The 19,315-nt window shown below is 68.8% G+C and carries 11 protein-coding genes and 1 tRNA gene; 7 read left to right on the top strand and 5 right to left on the bottom strand.

The features are described 5' to 3' along the window. Positions 1–38: 38 nt before the first annotated feature. Together QMK61_RS01510 and QMK61_RS01505 are read left to right on the top strand one after the other, a co-directional pair. A tRNA-Val gene (locus QMK61_RS01510) sits at positions 39–113 on the top strand. Positions 114–220: 107 nt separating this feature from the next. Next, the gene (locus QMK61_RS01505) at positions 221–553 is read left to right on the top strand and encodes a lipid-A-disaccharide synthase N-terminal domain-containing protein (protein WP_302069945.1); all 333 of its coding nucleotides are present in this window, start codon (positions 221–223) and stop codon (positions 551–553) included. A gap of 6 nt (positions 554–559) precedes the next feature. Here QMK61_RS01505 and metH read toward each other — a convergent pair whose 3' ends face one another. The 3 genes from metH to QMK61_RS01490 form a co-directional block, all read right to left on the bottom strand. After that, complete coding sequence (gene metH, locus QMK61_RS01500) at positions 560–3,361, bottom strand: methionine synthase (protein ID WP_302069944.1); 2,802 nt, start codon at positions 3,359–3,361, stop codon at positions 560–562. 151 nt (positions 3,362–3,512) lie between these two features. Continuing rightward, positions 3,513–4,595 (bottom strand): homocysteine S-methyltransferase family protein, encoded by a 1,083-nt coding sequence (locus tag QMK61_RS01495; protein ID WP_302069943.1) that lies wholly within the window; start codon positions 4,593–4,595, stop codon positions 3,513–3,515. 7 nt (positions 4,596–4,602) lie between these two features. Next, positions 4,603–5,526, bottom strand: coding sequence for a metalloregulator ArsR/SmtB family transcription factor (locus QMK61_RS01490; RefSeq protein WP_302069942.1), 924 nt, complete (start codon positions 5,524–5,526; stop codon positions 4,603–4,605). 204 nt (positions 5,527–5,730) lie between these two features. Here QMK61_RS01490 and QMK61_RS01485 point away from each other — a divergent pair, with 204 nt between their 5' ends. Then, positions 5,731–6,891 (top strand): acyl-CoA dehydrogenase family protein, encoded by a 1,161-nt coding sequence (locus tag QMK61_RS01485; RefSeq protein WP_302069940.1) that lies wholly within the window; start codon positions 5,731–5,733, stop codon positions 6,889–6,891. Positions 6,892–7,008: 117 nt separating this feature from the next. Here QMK61_RS01485 and QMK61_RS01480 read toward each other — a convergent pair whose 3' ends face one another. Next, positions 7,009–10,188, bottom strand: coding sequence for a multidrug efflux RND transporter permease subunit (locus tag QMK61_RS01480; protein WP_302069938.1), 3,180 nt, complete (start codon positions 10,186–10,188; stop codon positions 7,009–7,011). A 15-nt stretch (positions 10,189–10,203) separates the two neighbouring features. Continuing rightward, positions 10,204–11,424, bottom strand: coding sequence for an efflux RND transporter periplasmic adaptor subunit (locus tag QMK61_RS01475; protein ID WP_302069937.1), 1,221 nt, complete (start codon positions 11,422–11,424; stop codon positions 10,204–10,206). A gap of 518 nt (positions 11,425–11,942) precedes the next feature. Here QMK61_RS01475 and QMK61_RS01470 point away from each other — a divergent pair. From QMK61_RS01470 to QMK61_RS01455, 4 genes are all read left to right on the top strand, one after another. Further along, positions 11,943–16,853, top strand: a complete 4,911-nt coding sequence (locus QMK61_RS01470; protein ID WP_302069936.1) for an NAD-glutamate dehydrogenase domain-containing protein — start codon at positions 11,943–11,945, stop codon at positions 16,851–16,853. A 216-nt stretch (positions 16,854–17,069) separates the two neighbouring features. Further along, positions 17,070–17,831 (top strand): NAD kinase, encoded by a 762-nt coding sequence (locus tag QMK61_RS01465; RefSeq protein ID WP_302069934.1) that lies wholly within the window; start codon positions 17,070–17,072, stop codon positions 17,829–17,831. Between the two features lie 125 nt (positions 17,832–17,956). Further along, on the top strand, positions 17,957–18,883 hold the full coding sequence (locus tag QMK61_RS01460; protein WP_302069932.1) for a 5'-nucleotidase: 927 nt from the start codon (positions 17,957–17,959) through the stop codon (positions 18,881–18,883). Then, on the top strand, positions 18,880–19,311 hold the full coding sequence (locus QMK61_RS01455; protein ID WP_302069931.1) for a hypothetical protein: 432 nt from the start codon (positions 18,880–18,882) through the stop codon (positions 19,309–19,311). Before QMK61_RS01460 ends, QMK61_RS01455 begins: the two co-directional genes overlap by 4 nt. The last annotated feature ends 4 nt before the right edge of the window (positions 19,312–19,315 follow it).

Here is a 19,315-nt window from a genome sequence, read left to right as displayed (position 1 = left end):
CTGCTCCGCGCCTCCCCGTATAGTTGCGCGCTCCCGGCGGGCGGTTAGCTCAGCGGTAGAGCACTGCCTTCACACGGCAGGTGTCACAAGTTCGATCCTTGTACCGCCCACCATCGAAATCCGCGAAAAGGCCATCCGCTCGGGTGGCCTTTTCGTTTGGCCGTCCGGGGCGGCGGCGCCGATTGCTAGAATGGCGCCCCCTTACGGCGCCGGCGGTCCCATGAACTTCGAGATGTCGCACATCCTGCAGGCCCTGCAGGATTTCCAGTTGACCCCGTGGAAGGCGGTGGGCTTCGCCGGCACGCTGATGTTCACCAGCCGCTGGTTCGTGCAGCTGTACTACACGCGCAAGTACAAGCGCGTGGTGATGCCGCTGGCGTTCTGGGTGCTGTCGGTGTGCGGCAGCGTGCTGCTGCTGGCCTACTTCATCGTCGGCAAGAACGATTCGGTGGGCATCATCTCGAATTTCTTCCCGGTGTTCGTGTCGGTCTACAACCTGGTGGTGCACCTGCGGCACCACAAGAACAGCATCACCGGCGACGCCACGACCTGAGCGGACTCAATCGGGGTCATAGTCGAGGTTGGCGGCCAGCCAGCGCTCGGCCTCCTGGCGGCTCCAGCCCTTGCGCGCGGCATAGTCCTCGACCTGCTCGCGGGTGAGCCGGCCGACCACGAAGTACTGGCTGCCCGGGTGCGAGAAGTACCAGCCGGAGACGGCCGCCGCCGGGTACATCGAGAAACCTTCGGTGAGTTCGATGCCGGCGTTGCGCGTGGCGTCGAGCAACCGGAACAGGGTGGTCTTCTCGGTATGGTCGGGGCAGGCGGGATAGCCGGGGGCGGGGCGGATGCCCTGGTACCGCTCGGCGATCAGCGCGTCGTTGTCCAGCGCCTCGTCGGGCGCGTAGCCCCAGAACTCGCGGCGCACGCGCTCGTGCATGCGTTCGGCGAAGGCCTCGGCGAGGCGGTCGGCCAGCGCCTTGAGGATGATCGCCGAGTAGTCGTCGTTGTCGGCGCGGAAGCGCTCCAGCTGTGGCTCGATGCCGAGCCCGGCGGTGACGGCGAAGCCGCCGACCCAATCGGGCTTGCCGTATTCCTTCGGTGCGACGAAATCGGAGAGGCACAGGTTGGGGCGCTCGACCGGCTTGTCGGCCTGCTGGCGCAGGTGGTGGAGTACAACGGCGTGTTCCCTTCTCCCTTCGGGAGAAGGTGCCCCGGCAGGGGCGGATGAGGGTACGGGCGGAGCGGGGTGCTGGGCTTCGGCCGAACCCTCACCCCCAACCCCTCTCCCGGAGGGAGAGGGGAGCGGCGCTACCGTGATTTCGATGTCGTCGCCGAGGCTGGCGGCGGGCCAGAAGCCGATCACCGCGCGGGCGGTGAGCCATTTCCCGGCGATGATGCGGTCGAGCATCTTTTGCGCATCGTTGAACAGCTCGGTGGCCTGCTTGCCGACCACCGCGTCGTCGAGGATGGCCGGATAGTGGCCGGCTAGCTCCCAGGCCTGGAAGAACGGCGTCCAGTCGATGTAGCGGCGCAGCTCGGCGAGGTCGTAGTCGTCGAAGACGTGCAGGCCGGGCTGGCGCGGCTGCGGCGGCTGGTAGTCCACCCAGTCGCAGCCGAAGCGCTGCGCGCGGGCCTTGGCCAGCGGCACCAACTGCTTGCCCGGGCCGCGCTGGCGGTGGCGTTCGCGGATCTCGGCGTATTCGGCGCGGATCTTCGCCATGAAGTCGTCGACCAGCTCCTTGCTGACCAGCGACTGCGCCACGCCCACCGCGCGCGAGGCGTCCTTCACCCACACGCAGGGCGACTTGTAGTGCGGCTCGATCTTCAGCGCGGTGTGCGCGCGCGAGGTGGTGGCGCCGCCGATCAGCAGCGGGATGCGGAAGTCCTGCCGCTGCATCTCGCGCGCCACGTGGCTCATCTCCTCCAGCGAGGGCGTGATCAGGCCGGACAGGCCGATCATGTCGGCGTTCTCGGCGATCGCGGTATCGAGGATCTTCTGCGCGGGCACCATCACGCCGAGGTCGATCACGTCGAAGTTGTTGCAGCGGAGCACCACGCCCACGATGTTCTTGCCGATGTCGTGCACGTCGCCCTTGACCGTGGCCATCACGATCTTGCCGTTGCTTTTGCCGGTGTCGCCGGTGCGCAGCTTCTCCGCCTCGATGTAGGGCAGCAGGTAGGCCACCGCCTTCTTCATCACGCGGGCGGACTTCACCACCTGCGGCAGGAACATCTTGCCGGCGCCGAACAGGTCGCCGACCACGTTCATGCCGTCCATCAGCGGGCCTTCGATCACGTCGAGCGGGCGCGGCGAAAGCTGGCGCGCTTCCTCGGTGTCCTCGACCACGTACTGGTCGATGCCGTGCACCAGCGCGTGGCTGAGGCGCGCACGCACGTCCTTCCCGCGCCAGGCCAGGGTCTCGACGGCGGCCTCGCCTTTTTTCTTCTTGTAGCGGTCGGCGATCTCCAGCAGGCGCTCGGTGGCGTCGCGGCGGCGGTTCAGCACCACGTCCTCGACGCGCTCGCGCAGTTCCGGGTCGAGCTCGTCGTAGATGGCCAGCGCGCCGGCGTTGACGATGCCCATGTCCATGCCGGCCCGGATGGCATGAAACAGGAACACGGAATGGATCGCCTCGCGCACGGTGTCGTTGCCGCGAAAGGAGAACGACACGTTGGAGACGCCCCCGGAGACGTGGCTGGCCGGGAAGCGCTTCTTCAGCTCGCGGGTGGCCTCGATGAAGTCCACCGCGTAGTTGTCGTGCTCCTCGATGCCGGTGGCGATGGCGAAGATGTTGGGGTCGAAGATGATGTCTTCGGGCGGGAAGTCGAGCCGCCCGGTGAGCAGATCGTAGGCGCGCGAGCAGATCGCGACCTTGCGTTCGGCGGTGTCGGCCTGGCCTTCCTCGTCGAAGGCCATCACCACCGCGGCGGCGCCGTACTGGCGCACCTTGCGCCCGTGCTCCAGGAAGGCCTGCTCGCCTTCCTTCATCGAGATGGAATTGACGATGCCCTTGCCCTGCAGGCAGCGCAGGCCGGCTTCGATCACGCTCCACTTCGACGAATCCACCATCACCGGCACGCGGGCGATGTCCGGCTCGGCCGCGATCAGGTTGAGGAAGCGCACCATCGCCGCCTCGGAATCGATCAGGCCCTCGTCCATGTTGACGTCGATGATCTGCGCGCCGTTCGCCACCTGCTGGCGCGCGACCTCCACCGCTTCCTCGTAGCGCTCTTCCTTGATCAGCTTGCGGAACTGCGCCGAGCCGGTGACGTTGGTGCGCTCGCCGACGTTGACGAACAGCAGGTCGGGGGTGAGGACCAGCGGTTCGAGGCCGGACAGGCGGGTGTGGCGGGTGCTCATGAGTAGCGATGCCTTGCTTTTGCTCCCTCCCCTGCACGCAGGGGAGGGTTGGGGAGGGGTAAAGCCTTTGCCCTGGCTTCGGGGAAATGCGGCAAGAGCGTTACCCCCGCCCAGCCTCCCCCTGCGTGCAGGGGGAGGGGCAAAAACGCGTTCATGCCGCCTCCTGTGCAGCGACGGGCAACGTTCTCGGTGCGCAATCACGCACCGCCTCGGCGATCGCCGCGATGTGCGCCGGCGTGGTGCCGCAGCAGCCGCCGACCAGGTTGAGCAGGCCGTCGCGGGCGAAGCCGCCGATCACGGCGGCCATCTGCTCCGGCGTCTCGTCGTACTCGCCGAAGGCGTTGGGCAGGCCGGCGTTGGGGTGGGTGCTGACCGGGCACTCGGCGATGGCCGCCAGGGTCTGCACGTGCGGGCGCAGGTCGGCCGCGCCCAGCGCGCAGTTGAAGCCCACCGACAGCGGCCGCGTGTGGCTGACCGAGTAGTAGAACGCCTCGGCGGTCTGGCCGGAGAGCGTGCGGCCGGAGCGGTCGGTGATGGTGCCGGAGATCATCACCGGCAATCGCGTGCCGCGTTCGCGGAACAGCTCGGCCAGCGCGAACAGCGCGGCCTTGGCGTTCAGCGTGTCGAAGATGGTCTCGACCATGATCGTATCCGCGCCGCCGTCGATCAGGCCGGCGGCGGACTCGGCGTAGTTGGCCGCCAGTTCCTCGAAGCTGACGTTGCGGAAGCCGGGGTCGTTGACGTCGGGCGACAGCGAGGCGGTGCGGCTGGTGGGTCCGAGCACGCCGATCACGAAGCGCGGCTTGCCGGGCGTCCTCTCGGTGAACGCGTCGGCGGCGGCGCGGGCCAGCCGGGCGCCTTCGCGGTTCAGCTCCGGCACCAGGTGTTCCAGGCGGTAGTCGGCCTGGCTGATGCGGGTGGCATTGAAGGTGTTGGTCTCGACCAGGTCGGCGCCGGCTTCCAGGTAGGCCTCATGCACGCCGCGGATGATGTCCGGCCGGGTCAGGGTGAGCAGGTCGTTGTTGCCCTTGAGGTCGCAGCCGGGATGGTCGTGGTGCGCGGCATGCTCGCGGTCGCGGCCATGCTCGAAGCGCTGGCCGCGGTAACCGGCCTCATCCAGCCGATGGCCCTGCAGCATGGTGCCCATGCCGCCGTCGAGGACCAGGATGCGCTTGCGCAGCGCCGCCTCGAGCAGGGCGACGCGGTCGGGGTGAAGCCAGGGCAGGGCGCTCATCGGGGACTCACTTCTGGGCCAGCAGGCTGATGACTTCGAAATGCGGTGCCTTGCGCTCGCGGCTGAGCCGCGAGCAGTTCAGCACGCGCAGGCCGGCAGCGGCGGCGAAGCCTTCGAGTTCGGACTGGGCGAAGCCCAGGTTGCGATGGTCGAACGGCTCGACCACGGCGCGATGGTCGTGCCGGCCCAGCGTCACCGCGAGCAGGCGGCCGCCGTGGCGCAGCAGGCGCGCGGCCTCGGCCACCGCCTGTGCCGGGCGCTCGGCATAGGTCAGCGCGTGCAGCATCAGCACCAGATCGAAGCGCTGCCGGCCCAGGTCCAGCGCGTGCATGTCGCCTTGCACCACGCGGACGTTCGGGAACGGCTCGAGGCGCCGCGCGGCGGCCTCCGCCACCCGCCCGCTGGAATCCACGCAGACGATGGAGCGCGCGTGCGGCGCCAGCAGCTCGGCGGTGATGCCGTCGCCGGAGGCGATGTCGAGCACGTCGCCGGTCTCCAGCAGTTGCAGCAGCGAGCGGGCCAGGGTTTCCCAGGTGCGGCCGGGCGAGTAGTGGCGCTCCATGTCGCCGGCCACGGTGTCGGCCCAGCCTTCCTCGCGGGCGCGGTGGGCCAGCACGCCGGGCAGGCGCGCGGCGTCCTCGCGCAGCAGGGCGTCGTCGATGCTCTCGCGCAGCGACTTCAGCAATTCGTGCTGGCGGTCGTCGCCTTCGTTGTTGGCGCGGTAGTAGGCGGAGACGCCGGCGCGGCGGTCGCGCACCAGGCCGGCTTCCTTCAGCTTGGCCAGGTGGGTGGACACGCGCGGCTGCGCCAGGTGCAGCACGGCGGCCAGCTCGGCCACGGTCAGTTCCTCGCGTTCGAGCAGGGCCAGCAGGCGCACCCGGGTGGGGTCGGCCAGCAGGCGCAGCACGCTGGAGGCGGTGGCCAGATCCATGGTTATCTATCTATCGCGATACAAGGATGTATAAGGCTAGGCCGTGGGCGGCGGATCGTCAAGGCAGGTCGGGCGTGGAAGGGCGCCGTCCGGGCACGGCTGGCACCGGATGAGGCGACGCGCCGCGATCGTGTTGCATCCGCACATGGTCGGTGTGGCGCGGGCGCTAAAATGGCCGGCTTTCTCCCCCTTGGAGCCACCCCCATGGATTTCAGCTTCACCGAAGACCAGTTGTCGATCCAGGCCGTCGCGCGCGACTTCGCTTCGAGGCGCATCGCCCCGGTGGCGGCGGAGCTGGACGCGAAGGGCGAGTTCCCGCTCGACAACATCCGCGAGATGGGCCAGCTCGGCCTGATGGGCATCGAGGTGCCGCACGAGTACGGCGGCGCCGGCATGGATCCGGTCGCCTACGTGCTGGCGATGATCGAGATCGCCGCCGCCGACGCGGCCACCTCCACCGTGATGAGCGTGAACAACTCGCTGTTCTGCAACGGCATCCTCAAGCACGGCACCGAGGCACAGAAGCAGAAGTACGTGCGCGCCATCGCGCAGGGCGAGGCGATCGGTGCCTACGCGCTGACCGAGCCGCAGTCCGGCTCCGACGCCTCGGCCATGCACACGCGCGCCACGAAGAACGCCGACGGCGACTGGGTGATCAACGGCAAGAAAAGCTGGATCACCTCCGGCCCGGTGGCGCGCTACATCGTGCTGTTCGCCATCACCACGCCGGGCATCGGCGCCAAGGGCGTGTCGGCTTTCATCATCGATACGCAGAAGCCGGGCTTCCATGCCGGCAAGACCGAGCCCAAGCTCGGCATCCGCGCCTCGGCCACCTGCGAGATCGAGTTCACCGACTACGTCTGTTCGAAGGACGACCTGCTCGGCCAGGAGGGCAAGGGCTTCTCGATCGCGATGGGCGTGCTCGACGCCGGCCGCATCGGCATCGCCTCGCAGGCGGTGGGCATCGCCCGCGCCGCCTACGAGGCCACCCTGCAGTGGTCGCGCGACCGCAAGGCCTTCGGCCAGCCGATCGGCAGCTTCCAGCTGACCCAGGCCAAGATCGCCGACATGAAGTGCAAGCTCGACGCGGCCACGCTGCTCACGCTGCGCGCGGCCTGGGCCAAGGGCCAGGCGGAGAAGAACGGTGGCCGCTTCGGCACCGAGGCCTCGGTGGCCAAGCTGGTGGCGTCGGAGGCGGCGATGTGGATCGCCCACCAGGCCGTGCAGATCCACGGCGGCATGGGCTACTCCAAGGAGATGCCGCTGGAGCGCTATTTCCGCGACGCCAAGATCACCGAGATCTACGAAGGCACCAGCGAGATCCAGCGCATCGTGATCGCGCGCAACGAGACGGGGCTGCGCTGAGACTCCGGGTTTCGCAGTCCGGAAGCAGAAAGCCCGGGCACGTGCCCGGGCTTTTTCTTTGGGACCGGACGAAACCGCCCATGCGGCCCTCTCCCCGGAGGGAGAGGACCGCATGGGTCAGTGGCCGCGTTGAGGATCCGAGTCGAAGGTGTGCGGCGCGTGCCCGATACCCGGATGCGACTTGCCGTCGCCATCCAGCTTGTCACCCAGCAGGCGCCGCACCACCACGTAGAACACCGGGATCAGCAGCACGCCGAGGAAGGTGGCGAACAGCATGCCGCCGATCACGCCGGTGCCGATGGCGTGACGGGAGTTGGCGCCGGCACCGGTCGAGATGAACAGCGGGAACACGCCGAGGATGAAGGCCAGCGAGGTCATCAGGATCGGGCGCAGCCGCAGGCGGGCGGCGTCGATGGTCGCCTCGCGCAGGGTTCGCCCGGCCTTCTGCTCGGCCACCGCGAATTCCACGATCAGGATCGCGTTCTTCGCCGCCAGGCCGATCACCGTGATCAGGCCGATCTTGAAGAAGATGTCGTCGGGCAATCCGCGCAGCAGGGTGAACACCACCACGCCGAGCAGGCCCAGCGGCACCACCAGCAGCACCGACACCGGGATCGACCAGCTTTCGTACAGCGCGGCCAGGGCCAGGAACACGATCACCACCGACAGCACCAGCAGCAGCGTGGCCGCGTTGCCGGAGAGGATCTCCTGGTACGACTGGCCGGTCCAGTCATAGCCGTAGCCCTTCGGCAGGTCGTTGGCGACGATCTTCTCCATCTCGCCCATCGCCTCGCCCGAGGCATGCCCCGGCGCGGGCGAACCGACGATTTCGACCGCGGAGTAACCGTTGTAGCGGGTCAGCGCGGGCGAGCCCATTTCCCACTTCGCCCGCACCACGTTGGACAGCGGGATCATCGCCGGCGTGCCGTTGGCGTTGGTCTGCGTGTCGCTCGGCGTGAAGAAGTGCTGCAGCGCGTCCGGCCCCATGCGGTAGGGCGCGTCGGCCTGCATGATCACCCGCTTCACGCGTCCGCCGTAGGTGAAGTCGTTCACGTACACCGGCGCCAGCATCAGGCTGACCGCGTTGTAGATGTCGCCCACCGACAGCCCCATCGACTGCGCCTGCACGCGGTCCACGTCCAGCTGCAATTGCGGCGCGTCTTCCAGCGCGTTGGGCCGCACGCCGGTGAGCACCGGGTCCTGGCTGGCCTTGCCGAGCAGGATGTTGCGGGCCTGGGTCAGCGCATCGCGTCCGGCGCCGGCGCGGTCCTGCAGGTACATGTCGAAGCCGCCGAACTGGCCTAGGCCCTGCACCGTGGGGATGTTCGCCACGAAGATGCGCGCGTCGCGGATCGAATGCAGCTGCATGTTCGCACGCTGGATGAACTGCATCGCGGTGACGTCGCGCTTGTCCCAGTCCTTCAGCTTGATGAAGGCCATGCCGGCGCTTTCGCTGGAGCCGATGAAGCTGAAGCCGGTCACCTGCAGCACGCCTTCCACCGCCGGATCCTTCTTGAGGATCGCGCGCATCTGCGCCATCACTTCGCTGGTGCGCTGCTTGGTGGCGCCCGGCGGGAGCTGCACGATGGACAGCGCGTAACCCTGGTCCTCCTCGGGCAGGAAGCTGCCGGGCAGGCGGGTGTACAGGAAGCCGCCCAGCATCGCGATCAGCACGAACACCACCATCCAGCGCGGCGCATGCTTCACCGCGCTGCCGATGTGGCCGGTGTAGGTCTTCGTGGTCCAGTCGAACAGCTCGTTGAACTTGCGATAGACGATGTTCTTCTTCTTGTGGTGCTCCGGCTGCAGGAAGCTGGCGCACAACGCCGGCGTGAACGACAGCGCGAGGAAGGCCGAGAACACCATCGAAGTTGCGATGGTCAGCGCGAACTGCTTGTAGATGATGCCCGAGGCGCCCGGCTGCAGCGCCGACGGCACGAACACCGCCGCCAGCACCACGGTGATCGCCACCACCGCGCCGGTGATCTGGCCCATCGCCTTGCGCGTGGCCTCCTTCGGCGGCAGGTTCTCCTCGGTCATGATGCGCTCGACGTTCTCGATCACCACGATCGCGTCGTCCACCACGATGCCGATGGCCAGCACCATGCCGAACAGGGTGAGCTGGTTGATGGTGAAGCCAAGTACCAGCATGCCCAGGAAGGTGCCCAGCAGGGCCACCGGGATCACCAGGGTGGGAATGATGGTGGCGCGGAAGTTCTGCAGGAACAGCAGCATCACCAGGAACACCAGGATGATCGCCTCGACCAGGGTGTGCACCACCTCGTCGATGGAGATGTGCACGAAGGTGGTGCTGTCGTACGGGCTGAACCAGCTGACGCCGGGCGGGAAGCTGCTGGCCAGCTCGTCCATCTTGGCGCGTACCGCGGTGGACACGTCCAGCGCGTTGGCGCCGGGCAACAGCTGGATCGCGAAGGCGCCGATCGGGCGACCGTCCCAGGTGGTGTCGAAGCCGTAGCTGCCGGGGCCGAAGCTGATCCTGGCCACGTCGCCGAGGGTCACCGTGGTGCCGTCGGGGTTGGCGCGCAGGATGATGCCGGCAAACTGCGCGGGGCTGGTGAAGCGGCCTTCGGTGGCCACGGTGGCGGTGATGCCCTGGCCCGGCACGGCCGGGTCGGCGCCGATCGAGCCGGCGGCGAACTGCACGTTCTGCGCCTGGATCGCGGCCAGCGCCTGGGTGGCGGACAGGCCGTAGCCCTGCAGCTTGTCCGGGTTCAGCCAGATGCGCATGGCGTACTCGGAACCGAACTGCTGGGTGCTGCCCACGCCGGGTACGCGCGAGATCTGGTCGAGCACCTGCGAGCCGACGATGTCGTTGAGGCGGTCGCGGTCGATGTTGGGATTGTCCGACTTCAACGCCACCACCATCAGGAAGCCGGCGTTGGCCTTGGCCACCACCACGCCCTGCTGGTTCACCTCGGACGGCAGGCGCGGCGTGGCCAGCGCCACCTTGTTCTGCACCTGCACCTGGGCGATGTCGGGGTCGGTGCCGCTGGCGAAGGTCAGCGTGATCTGCGCACGGCCGCTGGCGCTGGACGAGGAGCTGAAGTACAGCAGGTGATCGATGCCGGTGAGCTGCTGTTCGATGACCTGGGTGACGGTCTTCTCGGTGGTGTCCGCGCTGGCGCCGGGGTAGGTGGCCGACACCGTCACCGAGGGCGGCGCGATGTTCGGGTACGACTCCACGCCCAGGTTGAGGATCGCCAGGACGCCGCCCAGCGAGATCAGGATGGCCACCACCCAGGCGAAGATCGGGCGGTCGATGAAAAAACTCGGCATGTCGCGTGAACTCCCTTACTTGCCGTGCGCCGCGCCGGAAAGCGCCTGCGTCGCGGCGGGGGCGGGCTTGCCGCCGGCGGCGGGCTGCTGCGCGCCCTGTTGCGGCGCATGCCAGGGCGAAGGCTTCACCGGGATGCCTTCGCGCACGTTCTGCAGGCCGGAGACGATGACCCGGTCGCCCGCGGCGAGGCCACCGGTGACGATCCAGTCCGAGCCGGTCATGTTGCTCAGGGTGACGTCGTGGCGCGCCGCCTTGCCGTCCTTGTCCACGGCCATCACGTAGGCGCCCACGGTGTCGCGCTGGATGGCTGCCTGCGGCAATTCGAACACGCCGTGCTGCTCGCCCATCCGGGCCTTCAGCGTCACGTACATGCCGGGCAGCAGGCTGCGCTTCGGGTTGGGCACCAGCGCACGCAGGTTCACCGCGCCGGTGGCCGGGTTCACCGAGGTGTCGGAGAAGTCCAGCGTGCCGGTCTCGGCGTAGGGCGTGCCGTCGGGCAGGGTGATCTGCACGCTGGCCTTGTCGCCCTGGCTGAGGGTGACATGGCCTTCGGTCTGCGCGCGGCGCATCTGGTCCAGTTCGGACACGCCGAGGGTGAAGTTCACGTACAGCGGATCGATCTGGTCGACCGTGGTGAGCAGGGTGGCCGAGCCGTTGCCGACCAGCGCGCCTTCGGTCACCTGCTGCTGGCCGGCGCGGCCGTCGATCGGCGAGACGACGTCGGCATAGCCCAGGTTGATGCGCGCGGTCTGCACGTCGGCGCGCGCGGCCTGCACCGCGGCCGCAGTGGTGCGCTCGGTGGCCAGCGCGTTGTCCAGGTCCGACTTGGAGATGTAGTCCTTGGGCGCCAGCTCGCGTGCGCGTTGCGCGTTGACCTTGGCGTTGGTGTAGGTCGCCTGGGCCTGTGCCAGCGAAGCCTCCGCCGCGGCCAGCGTGGCCTTCAGCGGGGCCGGGTCGATCTGGAACAGCAGCTGGCCCTTCTTCACCTCGCTGCCCTCGGTATAGACGCGCTTGAGCAGCACGCCGGCCACGCGCGCGCGCACGTCGGCGCTGCGGTAGGCGGAGAGCCGGCCGACCAGGTCCTTGGTGAGCGGGGCGTTCTGGGGCTGCACGGTGATCACGCCGACATCCGGCGGCGGCATCTGCGGCATCCCCTGTTGCTTGCCTTTGCCGCAGGCTGCCAGCGTCAGCAGGCCGAGGCACAGCGCGGGCGTGCGCAATGTCGTTGACTTCATGAGAGCTCCGTTTGAGGCGTGCGTGATCGGGGGAATCGGGGGCGGGGCCGGCGAGGACGCGGGTTTCCGGCGGCATCGATGGCGGATCATCGCCGCGCGCGGCGCGCGCGTCACGTGTCGTTCGTCGTGCCTCCGGTTACGCCGAAGCCGCGCTCGCCCGTGACGGCGCGGCTTCGCGGCTGACTATACCGGCCAGTTTACAATTTGTCCCGTGCGCGAATCCAGCCCTTGCGCATGCCTGCGAAACGTGGACAGGCCACGGCCTTGCCGGTGCCTGCGGCAGGCGGCGGCAATCCGAACAGCGCATGAACCATGGCGGCTGCACGCCATCGTCGCGCGGGTGCGACGGCAAGCGCGGAAACTGGCGCAGGCAGCGCCGCGCCACGCCCGGCGCGGCTGCGCGCGATGCCCGTCCCATGCGCCACGCGCGCCCCGGCGCTTATGGAATAGAGGAATGACGAGGCGTATCCTTTAACGGATTTTTGCTCCACCTACCCGTCCACTACCTGTTGAATGCCATGAATGCGATCCAAGCGGCCAGCGACGTCCCCCTCCCGACGGACGTGCTCGATGCATTGAAGAAAAGCGGCTTCCCGACCCAGCGCCTTGAAGAGGCGCAATTTTTTATCGGCGTCTTCTTCGCGCGCGTTTCCGAGGGCGACCGGGCGCTGCACACGCCCGCCGGCTGGGCCGCGGTGATCGCCGGCCTGCTCGATTTCATCCAGCAACGCCAGCCCGGCCAGGCCTCGGTGCGCCTGGCCGAGGGCGAGGGACACCAGCTGCTGCAGGTGGTGACCGACGACATGCCGTTCCTGGTCGACACGGTGAGCATGGCGGTGTCCGGCTGCTCGCAGATCCACACCGTGATCCACCCGGTGGTGAAGGCCGCCCGCGACGCTTCCGGCCGCCTGCAGCGCCTGGGCGAGGGACATGCCGAGTCGGTGATGCACTTCGAGATCGACGCCCTGGCCGACGCGGCCGCCGGCGAGCGCCTGTGCGCCCAGGTGGAGGCCGCGCTGGACGACGTGCGCCTGGCGGTGGACGACTGGGCCGCGATGCGCAGCAAGGTACTGGCGATCGCCGACGAGCTGCCGCAGCGCCAGCCGCCGCTCGACCCCGAGGCGGCGCAGGAAGCCAGCGAATTCCTGCGCTGGCTGGCCGACGACAACTTCACCTTCCTGGGCTACCGCGAATACGAGGTGGTGGCCGAGGACGGCGACAAGCTGCTGCGCGCCCGCGAGGCGTCCGGCATGGGCATCCTGCGCGGCAGCGAGCGCTCGGTCGCGCCGCGCTCGCTGCGCAGCCTGGCCGCCAGTGCGCTGCCGCAGTCCGGCGCCACCGATGCGATCATCCTCACCAAGACCAACGCGCGCTCGCACGTGCACCGCGCCGGCCACATGGACTACGTCGGCGTGCTGCGCTTCGACGCGGCGGGCAAGCCGGTGTCGGAGCAGCGCTTCCTCGGCCTGTTCTCCTCCAACGCCTACATGGCGCGTCCGCAGGACGTGCCGCTGGTGCGCCACAAGGTGGAGGCGGTGCTGACCCGCTCGGGGCTGAAGCGCGATTCCTATTCCGGCAAGTCGCTGCGCCACATCCTGGAGACGCTGCCGCACGACGAGCTGTTCCAGAGCAGCGAGGACGAGCTGTTCGCCACCGCCCTCGGCATCCTCGAACTGCGCCAGCGCGCCCGCGCGCGGCTGTTCGTACGCCGCGACCGCTACGGCCGCTTCTTCACCTGCCTGGCCTTCGTGCCGCGCGAGCGCTTCAACACCACGGTGCGCGAGCGCATCGAAGCCATGCTGCGCGAGGCCTTCCACGGCGAGAGCCTGGACTCCAGCGTGCTGATGGGCGAATCGGCGCTGGTGCGGCTGCACGTCACCGTGCGCCCGCGGCCGGGCGACCATCCGGCGTTCGACGAGCACGAGCTGGAGAACCGCCTGCTGCGCATCGTGCGCAACTGGCACGACAGCCTGCGCGAGAGCCTGGTGCGCGAGCTGGGCGAAGCCCAGGGCGCCGCGCTGCTCAACCGCTACGGCAAGGTGCTGCCGGCCGGCTACATCGAGGAGGTCTCGCCCGAGGCCGCCGCCTCCGACGTGCGCGCCCTGGCCGCGCTGAAGGCCGACGACGCGCTGCACGTGCACCTGTACCAGGACCCGCGCGACGGCGGCCTGCGCTTCAAGGTGATCCACTTCGGCGCGCCGATCCCGCTGTCCGAGGCGCTGCCGATGCTGGAGAACATGGGCGTGCGCATGCTGGCCGAGCACGTCTACACGCTCACCGCCGAAGGCCGCGAGCTGACCATCCACGACTTCGAGCTGAAGCCGAAGGCGCCGCTGGCGTTCGAGCTGGCGCACGTGCGCGAGCGCTTCGAGCGCGGCTTCGAGGCGCTGTGGCGCGGCCAGGCCGAGAGCGACGGCTTCAACAACCTGGTGCTGTCGGCCCAGGCGGACTGGCGCCAGGTGGCGGTGCTGCGCGGCTACTGCAAGTACCTGCAGCAGGTGGGCATCGCCTTCTCGCAGACCTACATGGAGGAGACGCTCAACCGCTACCCGGCGATCGCCGGCGTGCTGATCGAGCTGTTCAACGCCAAGTTCGACCCCGCGCGCGAGCAGTTGGACGCGTCCGCCCGCGCCGAGGCCGGGGAGGCACTGCGCCGCGAGATGGCGGCGCTGATCCCGGAAGCCACGCAGAAGGCGAAGCCCGAGCTGATCGACGGCATGGTGGCCGTGCTGGCCGAGCCGCGCGAACGCCAGGTCGAGGTGCTGTGGGACGCGCTGAAGGCGCTGCTCGACGGCGTCGCCAGCCTCGACGACGAGCGCATCATCAAGAGCTACATGGACGTGATCCGCGCCACCCTGCGCACCAGCTTCTTCCAGCGCTGGGACGGCCAGCACCGGCCGTACGTCAGCTTCAAGTTCGACTCGCACCTGGTGCCCGACGCGCCCAAGCCGGTGCCGTACCGCGAGATCTGGGTGTACTCGCCGCGCGTGGAAGGCATCCACCTGCGCTTCGGCGCAGTGGCGCGCGGCGGCCTGCGCTGGTCCGACCGCCGCGAGGATTTCCGCACCGAGGTGCTGGGCCTGGTGAAGGCGCAGATGGTGAAGAACACCGTGATCGTGCCGGTGGGCTCGAAGGGCGGCTTCTTCGTCAAGAAGCCGCCGGTGGGAGGCGACCGCGACGCGCAGCAGGCCGAGGGCATCGCCTGCTACCGCCTGTTCATCAACGGCCTGCTCGACATCACCGACAACCTGGTCGAGGGCAAGGTGGTGCCGCCGCACGACGTGGTGCGCCTCGACGCCGACGACCCGTACCTGGTGGTGGCCGCCGACAAGGGCACGGCCACCTTCTCGGACATCGCCAACGCCATCTCCATCGAGCACGAGTTCTGGCTCGGCGACGCATTCGCGTCCGGCGGCTCGCACGGCTACGACCACAAGGGCATGGGCATCACCGCCAAGGGCGCGTGGGAGTCGGTGAAGCGCCACTTCCGCGCGCTGGGTCGCGATTCGCAGAGCGAGGACTTCACCTGCGTCGGCATCGGCGACATGTCCGGCGACGTGTTCGGCAACGGCATGCTGCTGTCCAGGCACATCCGCCTGCTGGCCGCGTTCGATCACCGCCACATCTTCCTCGACCCGAACCCCGACGCGGCGAAATCCTTCGCCGAGCGCGAGCGCATGTTCAAGCTGCCGCGCTCGACCTGGGAGGACTACGACAAGTCGCTGATCTCCGCCGGCGGCGGCGTGTGGCCGCGCAGCGTGAAGTCGATTCCGGTGTCGCCGGAAGTGCGCGCCGCGCTGGGCCTGAAGGCCGACGTGGAGCAGCTGTCGCCGAACGAGCTGCTCAGCGCCATCCTCAGGGCGCCGGTGGACCTGCTGTGGAACGGCGGCATCGGCACCTACGTGAAGTCCTCCGCCGAGACCCACGCCGAGGTGGGCGACCGCGCCAACAACGCCATCCGCATCAACGGCGGCGAGCTGCGCTGCAAGGTGGTGGGCGAGGGCGGCAACCTGGGCTTCACCCAGAAGGGCCGCATCGAGGCGGCGCAGCACGGCGTGCTGCTCAACACCGACTTCATCGACAACTCCGCCGGCGTGGACACCTCCGACCACGAGGTGAACATCAAGATCCTGCTCAACGACGCCGTGCAGCGCGGCGAGCTGAGCTTCGACGGCCGCAACACCCAGCTCGCCGCGATGACCGACGAGGTCGGCCAGCTGGTGCTGTGGGACAACTACCGCCAGAACCAGGCGATCACCCTGATGGAGCGGCAGTCGGCGCACCGCATCGGCTCGCTGGCGCACTTCATCCGCACGCTGGAGGCGGAGGGCACGCTGGACCGCCAGGTGGAGAACCTGCCGTCCGAGGCCGAGCTGGCCGAGCGCAAGTCGCGCGGCCAGGGCATGACCCGGCCCGAGCTGGCGGTGCTGCTGTCCTACGACAAGATCCGCCTGTTCCAGCAGCTGCTGGACTCGGACGTGCCGGAGGACCCGTACCTGTCGAAGGAGCTGGTGCGCTACTTCCCCGCGCCGCTGCACGACAAGTACGCCGCGCACATGCAGCGCCATCGCCTGAAGCGCGAGATCATCGCCACCGCGGTGACCAACTCCACCATCAACCGCATGGGCGCCACCTTCATGATGCGCATGCAGGAAGACACCGGGCAGGGACCGGCGGCGATCGCCAAGGCCTACACCGCCGCGCGCGAGATCCTGGAGGCGCGCGAGCTGTGGGCGCAGATCGAGGCGCTGGACAGCAAGGTGGCCGAGAGCACGCAGATCGACGCGGTCCTGCAGATCTGGTCGCTGCTGCGCCACATGACGCGCTGGCTGCTCAACCGCCCCGGCGGCACGCTGGACATCGCCGCCAACGTGGAACGCTACAACGCCCACGTCAGCGCGCTGCGCAAGGCGCTGCCCGCGGCGCTCACGCCCACCGGCAAGGGCGACTTCGAGTCCAGCCAGGAGAAGTGGGAAGGCTTGGGCCTGCCCGCCGAGCTGGCGGTGCGCCTGGCCCGCATTCCCGAGCTGCGCGCGGCGCTGGACATGGTCGAGGTGGCGCAGCAGAGCGGCCAGCCGATCGAGAAGGTCGCCGGCGTGTTCTACGAGCTGGGCGAGTCGCTGGACCTGGAATGGCTGCGCGACCAGATCGAGGCGCTGCCGGTGGAAGGCCACTGGCATGCCCAGGCGCGCGGTTCGCTGCTGGACGAGCTGAACCACCAGCATCGCGCGCTGGCCTCGCAAGTGCTGGCGCTGGCCGGCGACCGCAAGGACCTCTCGCCGGTGCAGGCCTGGCTGCAGCGCGACGACGCCACGCTGCAGTACACCCGCAGCATGCTGGCCGAGATCCTGACCCAGAACGCCGACTACCCGATCGCCTCGGTGGCGGTGCGCCGCCTGGCGCAACTGGCGCAGGTCCCGGTGGGCTGACCTCGCGCCCTCTCCCATGAGCGGAAGGGGTTTGCCTTGCGCCCTCTCCCCTCCGGGGAGAGGGCCGGGGTAAGGGACCAACCTCGCGACACCCTCCAAGGCACGGCCCCCGGGGTCGTGCCTTTTCTTCATCCCCGCCGGTCCACGCCCCGCCGGCCTGCCGCCACATCCTTGCGGTAAGCTCCCCCGCACCGTCCACGGGAGCCACCACCGCCCATGCGCTTCGCCTTCGTCGCCAGTGACACCAGCGTCGCCCAGCAGGCGCGGCGCAAGTTCGCCGAACGCTACGGCGACGCGCCGGCGTTCGAGGCCGACGTGATCGTGGCGCTGGGCGGCGACGGCTTCATGCTGCGCACCCTGCACGCGCACCGCGCGCTGGACGTGCCGGTCTACGGCATGAAGCTCGGCCGCGTCGGCTTCCTGATGAACAAGCACCGGCTCGACGACCTGCCCGAGCGCATCGGCCGCGCCCACGCGGCGGTGCTGTACCCGCTGGAGATGAGCGCCACCGACGCCGCCGGCCGGACGCACCAGGCGCTGGCCTTCAACGAGGTCTCGCTGCTGCGCCAGAGCAACCAGGCCGCGCACCTGGAAGTGAAGCTCAACGAGACGGTGAAGCTGCCGAACCTGGTCTGCGACGGCGTGATGGTCGCCACCCCGGCCGGCTCCACCGCCTACAACCTCTCCGCCCACGGGCCGATCCTGCCGCTGGACGCCAACGTGCTGGCGCTTACTCCGATCAGCCCGTTCCGGCCGCGCCGCTGGCGCGGCGCCATCCTGCCGCACCGCACCCGGGTCAGCCTGCGCGTGCTCGATCCCGGCAAGCGCCCGATCAGCGCCACCGCCGACTTCCACGAGGTGCGCGACGTGCGCACGGTCGAGGTGGTGCAGGCCGCCGGACAGGGCGTGCGGCTGCTGTTCGATCCGGAGCACAACCTGGAACAGCGCATCCTCGACGAGCAGTTCGCCGCCGACTAGGCGCGCGCCGGCTTTGTCCCTCTCCCCTCCGGGGTGAGGGGCAACCCCGCGGCAATCTTCCTCGCGGCCTGGCGCGGAGAGCCGTGCAACTGGATTCCAGCCATCGCGCGCCCGATACTGGCCGCATGTCCGCCCCCGTCACCGCCCACGATCCTTCCTCGTCCACCGACAACCGTCTCGTGGTGGCGATCTCCTCGCGCGCCCTGTTCGACCTCGGCGACAGCCACGCGCTGTTCGAGCGCGACGGACTGGATGCCTACCGCGCCTTCCAGATCGAGCACGAGAACGAGATCCTCCAGCCTGGCGTGGCCTTCCCGCTGGTGCAGAAGCTGCTCGACCTCAACAAGCTGGCCGGCGACGTGCCGCCGGTGGAGGTGATCCTGCTCTCGCGCAACTCCGGCGACACCGGCCTGCGCATCTTCAACGCCATCCAGCACCACGGCCTGGAGATCAGCCGCGCCGCCTTCACCAGCGGCGCGCCCACCTCCGACTACATCGCGCCGTTCAAGGCCGACCTGTTCCTGTCCGCCAACGCCGAGGACGTGGGCCGCGCGCTCAAGGCCGGCGTGGCGGCGGCCACCATCCTGCCCAGCACCGCGCCGCCGCGCGCCACCGAGCAGCTGCGCATCGCCTTCGATGGCGACGCGGTGATCTTCGGCGACGAGGGCGAGCGCGTCTCGCGCGAGGAAGGGCTGGAAGCCTTCCACCGCAGCGAGACCGAGCATGCCGACGAGCCGCTGTCGGTCGGGCCGTTCCGCGGCTTCCTTACCGCGCTGCACCGGCTGCAGGCCGCGTTCCCGGCGGAGAACTCGCCGATCCGCACCGCCCTGGTCACCGCGCGTTCCGCCCCCGCGCACAAGCGCGTCATCCTCACCCTGCGCCGCTGGGGCGTGCGCATCGACGAGGCGCTGTTCCTCGGCGGCCGCGACAAGGGCCCCTTCCTCGATGCCTTCGGCGCCGACATCTTCTTCGACGATTCGCCGGCCAACGTGGAATCCGCGCGCCGGCACGTGGCCACCGGGCACGTGCCGCACGGGGTGAGCAACCGGTGACGGATGGTGCGGGCAAGGATCGGGTGTCGGCACAGGAAGCGTTCGAATACGCCTATAAGGTTTTCTTCGAGACGCTTGAAATCCTGTCGCAGGAACCCGCCCAGCAGGTGCGACTCAATGGCAATTACAACACCGCTTTCGAGTTGATATTCCATGCTGGAGATGGGCGCTATCTGCTGGCCTCGGATGTCGGCTATCTCTCCGACAAGCAGAAAGCCGCCATCAGCCACTTTCTCGACGACGTCGAACGGCTTCCGTTCAAGCATCATTCTGGGCGTGACGACGACCCCGGCGTCCGGTTTGAAGCAAACCTGGCAGATATGTTGCATCCATGCTGGAAGCCGATCCGGAAGCAGGCTAGCGAGTTGATTACCGTGCTTGCTCCGGCGACTTTGCTGAACAAGGGCTATTTTCGAAGTCTTGAATGATCGC

Origin of the sequence: Fulvimonas sp. R45 (genome assembly GCF_030504985.1) — a bacterium.
Lineage (GTDB): Bacteria > Pseudomonadota > Gammaproteobacteria > Xanthomonadales > Rhodanobacteraceae > Rhodanobacter_A.
The sequence above is the reverse complement of the archived record's forward strand: the minus strand, read 5'-3'. Positions and strand labels throughout refer to the sequence as shown.

Bases quoted from the DNA above. Each gene is read 5' to 3' on its own strand.
- QMK61_RS01475 (WP_302069937.1), bottom strand. From the start codon at position 11,424: ATGAAGTCAACGACATTGCGCACGCCCGCGCTGTGCCTCGGCCTGCTG.
- QMK61_RS01470 (WP_302069936.1), top strand. From the start codon at position 11,943: ATGAATGCGATCCAAGCGGCCAGCGACGTCCCCCTCCCGACGGACGTG.
- QMK61_RS01485 (WP_302069940.1), top strand. From the start codon at position 5,731: ATGGATTTCAGCTTCACCGAAGACCAGTTGTCGATCCAGGCCGTCGCG.
- QMK61_RS01505 (WP_302069945.1), top strand. From the start codon at position 221: ATGAACTTCGAGATGTCGCACATCCTGCAGGCCCTGCAGGATTTCCAG.
- QMK61_RS01480 (WP_302069938.1), bottom strand. From the start codon at position 10,188: ATGCCGAGTTTTTTCATCGACCGCCCGATCTTCGCCTGGGTGGTGGCC.
- QMK61_RS01465 (WP_302069934.1), top strand. From the start codon at position 17,070: ATGCGCTTCGCCTTCGTCGCCAGTGACACCAGCGTCGCCCAGCAGGCG.
- QMK61_RS01495 (WP_302069943.1), bottom strand. From the start codon at position 4,595: ATGAGCGCCCTGCCCTGGCTTCACCCCGACCGCGTCGCCCTGCTCGAG.
- metH (WP_302069944.1), bottom strand. From the start codon at position 3,361: ATGAGCACCCGCCACACCCGCCTGTCCGGCCTCGAACCGCTGGTCCTC.
- QMK61_RS01490 (WP_302069942.1), bottom strand. From the start codon at position 5,526: ATGGATCTGGCCACCGCCTCCAGCGTGCTGCGCCTGCTGGCCGACCCC.
- QMK61_RS01460 (WP_302069932.1), top strand. From the start codon at position 17,957: ATGTCCGCCCCCGTCACCGCCCACGATCCTTCCTCGTCCACCGACAAC.